Genomic DNA, 13440 nt, shown 5'->3' with positions numbered 1-13440 from the left:
TGTGTTGCGTGGACGAGTTCGCGGTAGCGCTCCGGACAGCGATCACAAATCGTGGTCTCGGTCTGGAGCGCCTCCGTGAACACCTTTCCCAGCACGGCGTCTCCGTTTCGCTCGCCACGCTGAGCTATTGGCAGTCCGGCCGCAGCAAGCCGGGCCGCAAGGCGTCGCTGCAAGCCGTCGTCCACTTGGAACACATCCTGCACCTCCCGCCCGGTCACCTGTCCGAGCTGCTCGGCCCACCCCGCCCGCGCGGCCGCTGGCTGCGCAGGGCTCCCGCGCCCATGTCGGCGTTCTGGCCGGACCCCTCGCACGTCGAGCTCGCGCTGGACGACATGGAGACCCGCTGGGACGACCAGCTGGTGCGGGTGAGCCAGCACGACTTCGTCACCGTGGGCGCCGACCGCACCGAACGCAGCTTCCGCTCCCGGCAGGTGCTGTCGGCGTCGATGAACGGCCCGGACCGGTGGGTCGTGATCATGCACATCGACGACCACGAACGACCGTTGCCGCTGGTCAACGCCTTGAAGCACTGCACGGTCGGTCGCGAGGTGCGCGACGAGGCCCAGGGGTTCGTGGTCGCGGAGCTGCTGTTCGACCGGGTGCTGCGCAAGGGCGAGAGCATCGTGATCGAGCACGAGCTGGTCAACCAGGCGCCGTACCCGCTCGCGACGAACTACGAGCGCAAGTTCCGGCTGCCGACGCGGGAGTACGTGCTGGAGGTGACGTTCGAGGGCGCGCCGCCGTCGTCCGTGACGCAGCTGGCCGACGGTTCCGCGGTCGCTCCGGAACGGACGCTGCTGGACGTGACGCTCGACGTCACGCCGGGTGTGCGTGGTTTCGAGTGGACCTGGTGAAGGCCGGAACTTAAAAGTTACGCATTAACGAAATGCTCATGAGCGTTTTACATTCGGGCCACCCTGCAACCAAGGAGGTCCTTCGCCATGAGGAAGGCTCTTGCCGTTTTCTGCGGCACCGCGGCGGTTTTCTCGGTGCTGACCGCACCGGCCGCCGCGTCCGATCCCGTCGCCGACGCGCTGGCCCGTGACCTCGGGATCAGCGCGTCCGACGCCCGCACCCGGCTGGTGCACCAGGACCGCGCGCACGCCGTCAGCGCCGCGCTGCACGTGGCGGACGCCGGGCGTTGGTTCGAGTCCGGGAAGTTGACCGTGGCGGTGCTGAACGCCGCCGATGCCCAGGTCGTCTCGCGTGCCGGTGCGGTGCCGCGGCTGGTGTCGCGATCCGCCGCGTCGCTCGCCCAGCTCGTCGAACGGGTCAAGTCGAGCGGGCACCCGTTCCGCAGCGTCGGCGTGGACGTGCGGTCGAACGACGTCGTGGTCACCACGCTGGGCGACTTCCCCGCGATGGAGGGCGTCCGGGTCGTCCGGGTGTCCCAGCCGTTCGTGCAACAGGCCGGGGAGGTCAACGCCGGCGACCCGTGGTGGCCGGGCTCGGAGTCGAACTGCTCGGTCGGGTTCGCGGCGACGGACTCCGGCGGCGGCAAGCACTTCGTCACCGCCGGGCACTGCACGAACGACGCGAACCAGGCAGCGTACGGAGAGTCCGGGCAGCGCAACCGGCTCGGCACGTCGAACGCCGGCGGCTCGCGCAGCGTGAACGCCCGCGAGGGCGACATGGGCGTGGTCGCGGTGACCGAGGCCGGCTGGACGCTCTCACCGGTGGTGAACACGTGGGGCTCGCCCGCGCTGACCGTGAGCGGCTCGAAGGAAGCGCTGGTCGGTGAGGCGGTGTGCCACACCGGCAACACGGCGCCGAAGTTCGAGTGCGGCACGGTCAACTCGGTGAACCAGACCGTGGACTACGGCAGCGTGGTGATCGACGGGCTGACGCTGACCACGGCGTGCTCGCAGGGCGGTGACTCCGGTGGTGCGTGGCTGTCGGGTTCGTCCGCCGTCGGCCTGCACTCCGGTGGCCAGTCGTCGTGCTCGCCGGGGTCCTCCGGCGACAACTCGATCTTCCAGCCGGTGAACGAGGCGCTGGCGCGATGGGGGTTGAGCCTGGTCGTCGGCGGTGGTGGTGGTGACGCGGAACCGCCTTCGGCGCCTTCCGGGCTGCGGTCGGCCGGTGTCACGTCGTCCTCGGTGTCGCTCGCATGGGACGCGGCCTCGGACAACGTCGCGGTGACCGGGTACGACGTCTACAACGGACAGACGCTGGCCACGTCGGTCGCCTCGACCTCGGCGACGGTCTCGGGCTTGGCCGCGGACACCGCGTACACGTTCACGGTGGTGGCACGGGACGCGGCCGGGAACGTCTCGAAACGCTCGGACGCGCTCTCGGTGCGGACGTCGCCGGGGTCTGGCCGGACGTTCAGCAGTGACGCGGACTTCCCGTTGCGGGACTTCCAGGTCGCTGTGAGTCCGGTGACGTCCTCGGCGGCCGGTTCCGCGGCTGCGTCGGTGTCGGTGCGGGTCGACGCGACGCATTCGTGCTCGCAGGACCTGAACATCACGCTGGTCGCGCCGAGCGGGCGGTCGTACCCCTTGCAGCGGTACGGCGGGTACCCGTGCACTCCGTTCCAGCCCAAGGCCTTCACCGTCCGGCCGGCTTCCGGCGAACGGGCGGCGGGCACGTGGACGTTGCGGGTCGGCGACAACGGGCCGCAGGACGTGGGCCTGCTGAGCGGCTGGTCGATCACGCTGTAGCCGCGCGAGAGCGGGTGCCCCTGTACGCCTGGGAACACCCGCTCTCGGGTCTGCTGTGGACCGTCAGCCGATCTTCTCGATGACCGCCCGGCGGATCAGGAACTTGCCGGGCTCGCGCACCTGCTCGAACGCCGCGTTGTTCAGCAGCACGCAGCTGCCGGACACCGACGCGACCTTCACGGTGGTGGACTTGTTGTTGTCCAGGTTCGTCACCTTGAGCGTGGTGCCGATCGGGAAGTCACCACTCGACGCGGCGGGCGCACCGCCCTCACCGGACAGGGTCACCGTCGAGCCGTTGCACACCTGCTGGCCGGACGCGCCGCCGTTGTTGCCCTGGTTGGCGTCGGGCTGCTGCGGTGCGGGCGGGGCCGTGGTCTGGTTGTTGCCCTGGTTGCCGCCGTTGTCGCCCTGGTTCGCGTTGCCGGCGCCGCCGTCACCCGCGCAGCCCGCCGCCTTGCGCCGCTGCTGGATGAGGTCGACCACGGCCTCCCGGTTCGCGATCCGCGCCTCGGACTGCGCGTCCGGGTTCGCCTTCTGGCCGGCGATGAAGGTCAGGTTGTTCTGCAACGCCTTGTCCAGCCCACCGCAGTCCTCACCGGACGTCGCGGCCTGACCGGCTTCCGGCTTAGCCTGCACGTCGTTCCCGCACCCGGCGGCCGCACGCCGCTGGTTGATCAGGTTCACCACGGCCTGCCGGTTCGCGATCCGGGCGTCGGACTGCGCGTCCGGGTTGGCCTGCTGCCCGGCGATGAAGGTCAGGTTGTTCTGCAGGGCCTGGTCGAGCCCGCCGCAGTCCTCAGCCGCGTTCGAGTCCGTGCCGCTGAAGGCGAAGATGCCACCGGCGACAGCGGCGATCGCGAGCATGGCGCCCGCGCCGATCATGGCGGGCTTGCGGTGTCGAGCGCCCATTCGAATCTCCTCGGGGGTTATCGGTGTTGTACCGATTACTACGGGGAGGTCACGGGACGGGTTCAAAGCGGTTTAGACCAAAATTGCTTAAACATATTTAAGGTTGAGGGCTGGCGAACTGCCGCAGTCGTGGCGGCTTGGGTGTAGAGCTGGGCGCGCAGCAGGCCGATCGCCTTGGCACCGGGGTTGAACAGGCACTGGCCGAAACGTAAAAGCGACTCGGCCGATCCATACCAGGATATCGCCCGCACTCGAAGTCAAGCCTCAATCGCGATGCCGGTGGGTTCAAACGCTACCCGTCGATTGAGGAAGAAACGCCTCCCCTTCGGCTCGATGGAAAGACGCTCGCCTTCCGCTCGGGATCGACCGCGCCCCGGCCTCACGCCTCGACGACCTCTTTGAGCCGCCTCAGCGTCACCTCGATGTTCCGCTGGTTCGTCACCGCCCGGTCCCGCACCCCGGTCGCCAGCATCGTGATCGGCTTGTACCACCCCGGCCGCCGGTCCCACGTCGACTCCGTGACCCGGCATCCGCCGTCAACAGGCTCGATGTCGTACTGCCACCGCGACACGGCGAGTCCCAGCGACCGCACCTCGAACGCGAACCGCGAGACCGAACAGTCCGTCACCGTGGCCTCGGTCGGCCACACCCGCCACCCGCGCCGGTTCACCCCGCGAAACCGCGCCCCGGCCTGAGGTCCAGCCGCGTTCAGCCACCGGCCGCCCGAGTACTCCTCCGCCACCCCGCTCAGCCCTCGCAGATCACTCACCAGCGTGAACACCCGCTCAGGCGAGGCGGCGACATCGATGTGCGCGGTGGCGTCAGGCGTCATGAACCAGGAACTTACTACGAGTAGATTCAGTGCGACAGGTACTGCCTCGCGGTCAGAGCGTCAGGTCCTGGGCACGCCGGAGCTCTCGAACCGGCACACCACGAAGAAACGCGTGGATGTCCTCGACCGCTTCGGTGAAGTACGTCCGGTAGTTGGCCTCGGTGACGTAGCCGAGGTGCGGGGTGGCGAGGACGTTCGGGAACGTGCGCAGCTCGTCGGCCAGCGGCAGCGGTTCCACCTCGAACACGTCCAGCCCGGCGCCGGCGATCCGCTTGTCGCGCAGCACGTCGAGCAGGGCGTCCGGGTCCACGATCGCGGCGCGGGAGGTGTTGACCAGGAACGCGGTCGGCTTGAGTCGGGCGAGGGCTTGCGCGTCGACCAGGCCGCGGCTGCGGTCGCCGAGCACCAGGTGGATGGAGGCGAAGTCGGACTGCTCGAACAGCGAGTGCAGACCGGACGCGAGACGGACGCCCTCGGGTTCGGTGCGGTCGGCGGTCAGGTTCGGGCTCCACGCGACGACGTCCATGCCGAACGCCCGGCCGATCCGGCCGACGGCCCTGCCGAGGTTGCCGAAGCCGAGCAGGCCCAGCGTGCGGCCCGCGAGGTCGACGCCGACGGTGCTCTGCCACGGACCGCCGGCGTGGAAGGCGGCGTTCTCCACCGCGATGTGCCGGGCGAGGCCGAGGATCAACGCCCAGGTCAGCTCGGTCGGCGGGGTCTTGGCGCTGCCGGTGCCGCAGACCGTGACGCCGTGGTCCGCGGCTGCCGCCAGGTCGATCGAGGCGTTGCGCATGCCGCTGGTGACCAGCAGCCTGAGGTGCGGCAGGCGGGAGAACAGCTCGGCGGTGAACGGCGTGCGTTCGCGCATGACCACCACGCACTCGGCGTCCTGGAGAGCCGGCGCGGGGTCGTCGAGGTGCTCGCGGAGCACGGTGACGTCGAGGCCCGACCAGTCCGCGGTGGACAGCGCCACGCCCTGGTAGTCGTCCAGCACCACGCACTTCATCGGCCGATCATGTCAGAGTGGGCACTTCCAGCTGGCCCAGGCGCAGATCTCGACGGGACCGGAACTCCCGTGATCAGCAGTTCGGGCGTGTGCCCCGACCGGCGAACCGGTCGCCGAGCCAGTTCATCGCGTTCGTGCCCCACGCGCTGACCGCCGTGATGTGCCCGGCGAGCGGCAGCGGCGTCCACTGCACGTCCGCGCCGAGCGAGCACCACTGCGACCGCAGCTTCTGCCCGACGCTGAACGGGATCAGCTCGTCGAGCGTGCCGTGGTAGAGGTAAACGGGCGCGGCGGGCTTGACCGAGCCGAGCGTGTTCTCCTTCAACCTCTTCTGCCACAACGGGTCCTGGATGACGTCCGGCCGGGTGGTCAGCGCGTTGAGCCGGGTGAACGGCGCGACGAGGGCGATTTCCGCGACGCACGAGTCGCGCACCTGGTCGACCACCTGCTTGCCGCGCGCGTTGAGCACGTCGTCGAGCGGCAGTTCTTGGTAAGCCGCGGCATATCCAGCCGCCGCCGCGAACACCAGTCCCGACCCGGCGTTGCCGTCGTTGAACTTCGCCACCGCGCTGAGGTCGGCCGGCACCCCACCCGCCGCGACACCGACGACGTTCACGTCCGGCGCGTAGTCCTTCCACTGCTCGGCGGCCGCCGACGCGGCTTGTCCCCCTTGTGAGTAGCCGAAAACGCCGACCGGTGCTTCTGCGCTCAGCCCTGGGATGTTGGTTGCCGCTCGTGCGACGTCGAGCAGAGCGCGCCCCTCGGACCGTGCGACCGCATAGGTGTGATCTCCAGGCGTGCCAAGGCCTTCGTAGTCGGTGACCGCCACCGCCCACCCCTGGAACATCGCCTGGGCCAGGAACGCGATCTCCACCTCGGTGCCGTTCTGCAGCTGCCGCGACGGCGCACACCGGTCGGCCATGCCCTGCGTGCCCATGGCGTAGGCGACGATCGGTCGCGGCCCGTTCGTCCACGGCAACGGTGACACGAGCACCATGCCGGACACGACGGTGCTCGTGCCGGTCGCGGAGGTAGAGCGGTAGCGGATGTCGTAGGCCTGCACGGGGGCGGGCAGGAGCTTGAGCGGCTCCGGGTGCCAGGCCACCTCCCGGCTGCTGACCAGGTCGCCCGGCGCGGCCGCGTGCGCGGGCGTGACCAGGGCGGCGAACAGGAGAACGGCGGCGAGCACGGTGCGGAGCTGCATCGGTGGACCCCTTTGTGGTAACCGGCGTTACCGCAATGTAGAGCCGAACGTCGTAATGTGGCAATAGCGGTTTTCACTTTATGGATTCACGCCAGCCCCTGGGCGAAGGTGAACACCCGGTCCGGGTCGCACTTCCGCGCACCTCCCGCAACCGCGGCAACGAAGCCCCGTAGTACGTGGGCGCCCAGTCCGGCATCTGCGGGTCGGTGATCGGGCCATTCAGCATCCGCAAGGTCGCGACGTCGCTGCCGCCGCCTCTGTTCCAGTTCGGGCGGCACGAACCGTCGGCGATGCGGCACCGGGTGAACCGTTCCACCGCGGCGAGAAGGTCTGCTCGGTCTCGCGGCGGGTCCGGTGCCGCGCCCTGCCAGTCCGGTCAAACGCTCAGCAACGAGGCCAGCGCCGCCGAGGGGAAGGTCAGCGAGAACGTGGTCAGGTTGCGTGCGGGTTCGGTGCGGAAGACGAACGACGTGACGATGCCGAAGTCGCCGCCGCGGACCGGTCCGGTTTCCGGCTACGGGTTCACAGCCAGGAACAGGAACGCCGCCAGCAGCACCAGGTGGACACCGCCCTGCAGCCGGGTCGCGCGGCCCGGCACCACGGTCAGGACGCTGACCAGGACCGTGAGCAGCAGCAGGATCATCTGCGTCGAGCCGAGCCCCAGCAGCAACGGGCCCTCGAGCCACACCGTCGCCAGCGCGATCGTCGGGATCGTCAGGCCGATGCTCGCGATCGCCGAGCCGTAGCCGAGGTTGAGGCTGGTCTGGATGCGGTCGCGCAACGCGGCGCGCGCGGCGGCGATGGTCTCGGGCAGCAGCACCAGCAGTGCGATGACGACGCCGACGAACGACTGCGGGAACCCGGCCGCCCGCACGCCGGCTTCGATCGCGGGCGACTCGATCTTCGCGAGACCGACGACGACGACCAACGCGACGAGCAGCAGGCCCAGCGACACCAAGGCGGCCTTGGCGGACGGTGCCTCGGCGTGCTCGTCGGCCTCGATCACGCCGTCCTCGTCGACCGGCAGGAAGAAGTCGCGGTGCCGGACGGTCTGGGTGAAGACGAACATCCCGTAGAGCGCCAGGGAGGCCAAGGCGGCGAACGCGAGCTGCGGGCCGGAGAACTCAGGACCCGGTGTGGTGGTCGTGAACGTCGGCAGCACGAGCGTGAGCGTGGCGAGGGTGATCACGGTGGCGAGCGCGCCGCCGCTGCCCTCGGCGTTGAAGAGCGTGGTGCCGTGCTTGAGCGCGCCGAGCAGCAACGCGATGCCGACGATGCCGTTCGTGGTGATCATGACCGCGGCGAACACCGTGTCACGCGCGAGCGACGCGGCTTCCGGGCCGCCGGACACCATCAGCGTGACGATCAGGGCCACCTCGATGATCGTCACCGTGACCGCGAGGACCAGCGACCCGAACGGCTCCCCCACCCGCAACGCGACGACCTCGGCGTGGTGCACGGCGGCGAGCACGGTCACGGCGAGCACAACAGCGACGAGCGCGACGAACACGGGTCCGAGCTCACGTCCCCAGGTGACGGCGAGCAGGAGCACACCGAGGGCAGGGGCGATGGTCGTCCAGGAGAGCAGGGGGAAGCGGGAGGTGGCGGCCATGATCACACCCTCGCACAGGGTCCTGACCAGCCGCCATCCGAACTGACCCCCATTCAGGACAGCCGAAAATGTGGAGCAGGACGCCCCTGCCGCGTCCCGCTCCACATTTTCAGTCGGTGCCTCAGAAATCGAACAAGGCACCCGTGTGCGCCAGCATGACGCACGAGTTCGGGAAGGTGCGGACCTCGGCGACGGGCTCGCCGCGCCAGAATCCGAACATCGACACCTCGACCGGTGCGTAGATGAACGTGCACGCCCGGTCGTCCGCGGCCATGGCGTCGAGATCGGCGCTGGTGGCGGCCAGCGACGCGCAAGCCTGTGCCCTGCGCGGGTGGTTGTCAGTCCTTCCGCAGGTCAGGACGGTGGCCTTGTAGGCGTTGTCCTCCACGTCGGAGTACTGGACCTCAAGCAGCAGAGCGGTGTTGTGATCACGCGGCGCCGCCTGGGCGGTACCGGAGACCAGGAAGAGCGATACGAACAGCGCGGCGAACGCGAGAATACGCGCGGACATCGAAAGGGGTCCTCCTGAGACCTTCTGCAAAAACCGGGCCGGTTCTCGGCCGCCGCAAATGTTGCCACCTGGATTCGTCACCGGGAAAGGGGCCAGGAACCGTTCACCGATCACATTTCGACGTTGCGCCAAAAGTGTCGCTGGGCCGAACGGCTGTGTTCTGCGCCACGCCGCCCGGGACGCGGCTGTCGACCGGGTGTTACCGGACGATGACAGGCGGCCCGTATTATCGAAATCATGTCCAAGACCTCCAGACGCGTCGTGTTCGGCGTGTTGCTGATCGTCACTCTCGTGGTTTCCACCGGCGGCGCGCTGGGTCACCTGGGCAGATTGACGCTCGTCTTCGACCGGCAGCCGGGAAAGCCGCTCGCGATTTACGAGGAGGTCCCGGGACCGCCCTCGGGACCGCCGTGCCCGATCGACGCCCGCTACCTCGACGAGGCGCCGGACGGTCTGCGGGGCGCCGTGCTGGAGGCCTGGAAGTCGTTGCGCGCCAAGGCTTCCACTGAAGGCGTAACGCTGTGCCTGAACGACGGCAAGCGCAGCCGCAGCCAGCAGCAGAAGGAGTTCGACGACGCGGTCGAGAAGTTCGGCAACGCGGAGCTCGCCGGCCGTTACGTGCTGCCGCCGGACAAGTCGATGCACGTGCTCGGGTACGCGATCGACATCCAGCCGATCGAATCCGCAAAATGGATCGAGAAAAACGGCAGCCCCTTCGGCTGGTGCCGCCGTTACGAAAACGAGCAGTGGCATTTCGAGTACAACGCCGGCTACTCCACCGGTGGCTGCCCCGCCCTGGTTCCGAGCGCGACGGGCAGTTGAGCACCGGTAAAGGTCTAGACGCCTGGTGTGCGCGTGAGGTTGCGTCCACGTAATCTGACAACCTCCGTTACCGGATTGGAGCAGCCGTGGCCCGTGCCTATGCCGGCGTCGCCCCCGAACAGCGCCGCGCCGAACGCCGCGCGAGGCTCCTGCAGGCCGGCCTGGCCCTGTTCACCACCACCGGCTTCGCCGCCACCAAGATCTCCGGGCTGTGCACGGAGGCCGGCGTCTCCACCCGCAACTTCTACGAGGAGTTCGCCTGCAAGGAGGACCTCCTGCGCGAGCTCCACGACCTGGTCAACGCCACCGCGTTCGACCGCGTCCGCGCCGCGCTCTCCCGCCTGGAGGCCGACGACGTGGCCACCCGCGTCTCGACCCTGCTCGACGTGTTCGTCCGCAGCGTGACCGCCGACCCGCGCGTTCCCCGTCTGGCCTACGTCGAGGCGGTGGGGGTGAACGCCGAGATCGAACGCCAGCACGTGCGCTGGGTCGCCACCTGGGCGGAGTTCATCGAGGCCGAGGCCCTGCGTGCCGCCGATGCCGGGGTGGCGCCGCAGCGGTCCTACCGGCTGACGGCCATCGCGCTGGTGGGGGCGATCACCGGCCTGCTGCGGGAGTGGCAGGCGCACGAGCCGCCGCTCGCGGTGGAGGAGATCGCGGCGGAGATCCGGGAGCTGATGCTGGCGGCGATCACCCGGCGGTAGCGAGCTGGTCGTTTCGGACGATCCACACCGGAAACCGGTCGGCGGCGGCCTCCACCGTGATCAGATCTCGCCGTGCGCACCTGGAGCAGGGTCATCACCGCGGTGGCCGTCGTCCTCGGCTACATCGCCTTGATGCTGGCCATCACGGCGGGCGTCGACCTGCGCAAGAGCCTGTCGTTCGAGGACGCGCCGACGAAGGCCACCGCGTTGCTGAGCGCGATCGACCGCAAGGACGTCGACGAGATCCGCGCCATCGACGACTGGTTCGACGGGCGTCACCCCAGCGGCGGCGACAGCTACATCTCGACCGGGCTCGCCGCGGATCTGGCCGGGGAAGGCAGGTTCGAGCGTTCCCGGAGCTACGCCAACGACCTGCCCGACGAGATCGTCGAGGACCAGGCCAAGCTCGACGCGGAGTTCGACGAGTCGAGTGCGCGCGCCGTGCCGTGGGTGGTCATAGCGGCCGTGTTCGCTGCTGCCGCATTGGTGTTCAGGCGTCAACGGCAGAAGGCCAACGCCGACGTCGTCGAGGTGGTCAGCCAGGTCGTGCCGAAGCGGCCCGTGTGGCGGCGGCCGGTGTTCCTGCTGGTCAGCGGGGTTGGGTATGTGCTGCTGGTGGCCGGGTTCGTCGCCGTGGTGGCGGCGACCAGGGCCAACGAGCTGCCGTGGGCGGTGCGCGGACTGTTCCTGGCGGGCGGGGTGATCGCGTTGCCGATCGCGTACTTCGTGCTCAGGTACTCGCGGCCGAGGTCGGTGCGAGGTGCGGCGCAGGCGTTGCGGGCGGACTGGCGGCGGCCGGTGCTGTACCTGCGCGGGTTCGGTGACGATCCGGACGCGGCGGTGGTGGACGGGCTGCCCGGTGCGTTGCCGATGGGCATGTTGACGATCCACTCGCGCGAGGAGCAGCTCATCGGCGCGTTGGGCGCCTTCGGGCCCGTGGTCGCCGTGGGGCAGCCACGGGAGGCATTGCCACGGCTGGGCGCGGCGCGGTTCTACCTGCCTGACGAGGATTGGCAGGCAGGCGTTCTCCAGCTGATGGAGATGTCCCAGCTCATCGTGCTGCGGCTCGGTGACGGCGACGGGGTGTGGTGGGAGGTCGACCAGGCGGTCGCGACGCAGCCGCCGGGCAAGCTCGTGCTGCTCATCCCCGGTGGCCGGCAGGACCTCGCCGACCGGCTCGACGCCCACCTGCCGAAGCCGGTCAAGGTGACGATCGATGACGAACGGTGGACCGCGGCGGTGGTGGCGTTCGACCGGAACTGGGTCGGGCAGGTGCAGGGGGTCGGGCCGTTCCCCGGTGAGAAGAACCGGTACGGGTCGCCGGTGTTCTACGTGGCCCGGGCGATGCAGGAGGCGTTGCGGGTGATCGGCTCCAACCGCAGGGGGCTGGGTGTGCGGACCAACGGCCAGTTGCTCGCGGTCTACGGCAAGGTGCTGCTGCTGGTGCCTGGACTGTTCCTGGTCGTGCAGTTCCTGCGGTTCATCTTCCTGTTCTAACGGACGATCTCGGGCCGGTGCACCTCCAGCCAGACCGCGAGGTCCAGCACCTGCTCGACCGCACGCCGTGTCGCGGGGTCGTCCGCGGCCGTCGCGAGCCACGCCCGGTCGACCAGGTCGAACACCGGGTGGTCAGCGGGCAGTTCGACGGCACCGTGCTCGGCCGGTGGTTCGCTCCACGCCGGGAGCCGGTCGGAGACCGCCGCGTGCAGCAGGCCCCGTTCGGCGCCGTCGAACGGTTGAGGCGCGTTGTAGACGTACTCCACCAGCCGGTGGTCGGCGAACGGCAACCGCACCCGCAGGCCCGCCGCCGCTGCCAGCCGGTCCGTGCGGTCGAGCAGCACCCGCAGGAACCGGGTGAGGTGCAGGTAGGTCATCTTCCGCAGCCGCCAGGCCTGGTCCGGCTCACCGGGCAGCCGCGCGATCTCCCGCACCGCCGTGGCGCAGGCGTCGACGGCATAGGTGTCCAGGTCGAGCCACTCCCGGACGTCCCGATGCAGGAACGGCGCGCCCGCGCCGACCAGCCACGGGAACGTGCGCGCCTGCTGGACGACCGGGTGGTGGTACCAGGGGTAGCCGCCGAACAGCTCGTCCGCGCCATCGCCGGACAGCACGACGTCCACGCGTTGCCGCACGGCCCGCAGCAGGTCGAGCCTGGTCAGCTCGCCCAGGCCGAGCGGCAGGTCGCAGGCCCTGACCACGTCCTCGCGCAGGGCGACGAGGTCCGGTTCGGCGGTCGTCGGTGCGCACGTGCGCGCGCCGGTCAACGCCGTGATCGCACTCGTGCCGAGGCCACCCGGCAGCACCTCCGGTGCGAACTGGTGCGCGAGCGAGTCCTCCAGCAGCCGGCGGACCTCCTTCGCGGTGGTGTCGGCGTCGTCGAGGTGCGGCTCGGTCTCCAGCCGCCAGTAGACGTGCTCCCTGACGCCGGAGCGGTCGACGGTGAGCACGGTGCCCGGCCTGACCTCGCGCAGGCCGGCCCAGCAGGCGTGACCGGGTGTGCGGACCAGGGTGAACAGCTCGCGCAGGCCGTCCGCGTCGATCTTGCGGGCGATGTCGGGGTGGGCCAGGACCGCCTTGGGCTCGGAGCCGAACACCGCGCCGTTCGGGGTCGGGCAGTAGTGCAGCGGCTTCACGCCCAGCCGGTCGCGCACCAGCACGAGCCGTTGCGCGCGGGCGTCCCACAGCGCGAACGCGAAGGTGCCGTTGAGCCGTTCCGCGACGCCCAGCCCCCACTCCAGGTAGCCGCGCAGCACGACCTCGGTGTCGGTGTCCGTGCTGAACCGGTGGCCGCGTCCGCGCAGGTCAGCGCGCAGTTCCTGGAAGTTGAGGACCTCGCAGTCGGTGGTGGTCGTGACGTGCCCTGCCGACATCGGCTGCGTGGTCGCCGTGCCGATCCCGCGGTGGCCGAGCGCGGCGTGCTCGGACGTCCACATGCCTCCCGAGGCCGGGCCGCGCGGGGTCAGCGTCGCGGTCATGGCCGCGAGGACGTCGTGCCGGATGGTGGGGTCCTGCCCGAAGCCGACCCAACCGGTGATTCCGCACATGGAGGAAGTGAACCGGGTTCTACCTGGGCGAACACCTAGATGCGGTGAGCCGGGTGAGCAGTTCGCAGCACAGGCCGAACTCGCCGATATAACTGCACTATATGAAATGTTTGCAGCGTTACACACCTTCTGT

General features: G+C 69.6%; 12 protein-coding genes. 5 read left to right on the top strand and 7 right to left on the bottom strand.

What is annotated here, in order from left to right; genetic code table 11:
• Positions 1-8: 8 nt before the first annotated feature.
• Together BBK82_RS31815 and BBK82_RS31810 are read left to right on the top strand one after the other, a co-directional pair.
• On the top strand, positions 9-854 hold the full coding sequence (locus tag BBK82_RS31815; RefSeq protein ID WP_237047684.1) for an XRE family transcriptional regulator: 846 nt from the start codon (positions 9-11) through the stop codon (positions 852-854).
• 87 nt (positions 855-941) lie between these two features.
• The gene (locus BBK82_RS31810) at positions 942-2663 is read left to right on the top strand and encodes a proprotein convertase P-domain-containing protein (RefSeq protein ID WP_065918290.1); all 1722 of its coding nucleotides are present in this window, start codon (positions 942-944) and stop codon (positions 2661-2663) included.
• A gap of 63 nt (positions 2664-2726) precedes the next feature.
• Here BBK82_RS31810 and BBK82_RS31805 read toward each other — a convergent pair whose 3' ends face one another.
• The 6 genes from BBK82_RS31805 to BBK82_RS31780 all read right to left on the bottom strand — a co-directional run bounded on the left by BBK82_RS31805 (position 2727) and on the right by BBK82_RS31780 (position 8851).
• Positions 2727-3299 carry an RlpA-like double-psi beta-barrel domain-containing protein gene (locus BBK82_RS31805; RefSeq protein WP_065921498.1) on the bottom strand — a complete coding sequence of 191 codons (573 nt, stop codon included), beginning with the start codon at positions 3297-3299 and terminating at the stop codon, positions 2727-2729.
• A 652-nt stretch (positions 3300-3951) separates the two neighbouring features.
• Complete coding sequence (locus tag BBK82_RS31800; protein ID WP_065918289.1) at positions 3952-4404, bottom strand: SRPBCC family protein; 453 nt, start codon at positions 4402-4404, stop codon at positions 3952-3954.
• 52 nt (positions 4405-4456) lie between these two features.
• Complete coding sequence (locus BBK82_RS31795; RefSeq protein WP_065918288.1) at positions 4457-5410, bottom strand: D-2-hydroxyacid dehydrogenase family protein; 954 nt, start codon at positions 5408-5410, stop codon at positions 4457-4459.
• Between the two features lie 73 nt (positions 5411-5483).
• Entirely contained in the window at positions 5484-6614 is a 1131-nt protein-coding gene (locus tag BBK82_RS31790; RefSeq protein ID WP_065918287.1) for a lipase family protein, read from the bottom strand.
• A 514-nt stretch (positions 6615-7128) separates the two neighbouring features.
• Complete coding sequence (locus BBK82_RS31785; RefSeq protein WP_065921497.1) at positions 7129-8226, bottom strand: calcium:cation antiporter; 1098 nt, start codon at positions 8224-8226, stop codon at positions 7129-7131.
• A gap of 121 nt (positions 8227-8347) precedes the next feature.
• Positions 8348-8851 (bottom strand): SSI family serine proteinase inhibitor, encoded by a 504-nt coding sequence (locus tag BBK82_RS31780; protein ID WP_154697613.1) that lies wholly within the window; start codon positions 8849-8851, stop codon positions 8348-8350.
• Between the two features lie 123 nt (positions 8852-8974).
• On the opposite strand from BBK82_RS31780, the gene BBK82_RS31775 reads away from it, so the two are divergent.
• From BBK82_RS31775 to BBK82_RS31765, 3 genes are all read left to right on the top strand, one after another.
• Positions 8975-9559 carry a D-alanyl-D-alanine carboxypeptidase family protein gene (locus BBK82_RS31775; RefSeq protein ID WP_179953714.1) on the top strand — a complete coding sequence of 195 codons (585 nt, stop codon included), beginning with the start codon at positions 8975-8977 and terminating at the stop codon, positions 9557-9559.
• Between the two features lie 86 nt (positions 9560-9645).
• Positions 9646-10263, top strand: a complete 618-nt coding sequence (locus BBK82_RS31770) for a TetR/AcrR family transcriptional regulator (RefSeq protein WP_065918284.1) — start codon at positions 9646-9648, stop codon at positions 10261-10263.
• Between the two features lie 72 nt (positions 10264-10335).
• Entirely contained in the window at positions 10336-11760 is a 1425-nt protein-coding gene (locus BBK82_RS31765) for a hypothetical protein (RefSeq protein WP_065918283.1), read from the top strand.
• On the opposite strand, the gene BBK82_RS31760 is transcribed toward BBK82_RS31765, so the two are convergent.
• Positions 11757-13307: an asparagine synthetase B family protein gene (locus BBK82_RS31760; RefSeq protein WP_065918282.1), complete on the bottom strand. Its 1551-nt coding sequence runs from the start codon at positions 13305-13307 to the stop codon at positions 11757-11759. The two genes, BBK82_RS31765 and BBK82_RS31760, sit on opposite strands and share 4 nt — an antisense overlap.
• Between the last annotated feature and the right edge of the window lie 133 nt (positions 13308-13440).

Source organism: Lentzea guizhouensis (assembly GCF_001701025.1).
In the GTDB taxonomy this organism is placed as follows: domain Bacteria; phylum Actinomycetota; class Actinomycetes; order Mycobacteriales; family Pseudonocardiaceae; genus Lentzea; species Lentzea guizhouensis.
The sequence above is the reverse complement of the archived record's forward strand: the minus strand, read 5'-3'. Positions and strand labels throughout refer to the sequence as shown.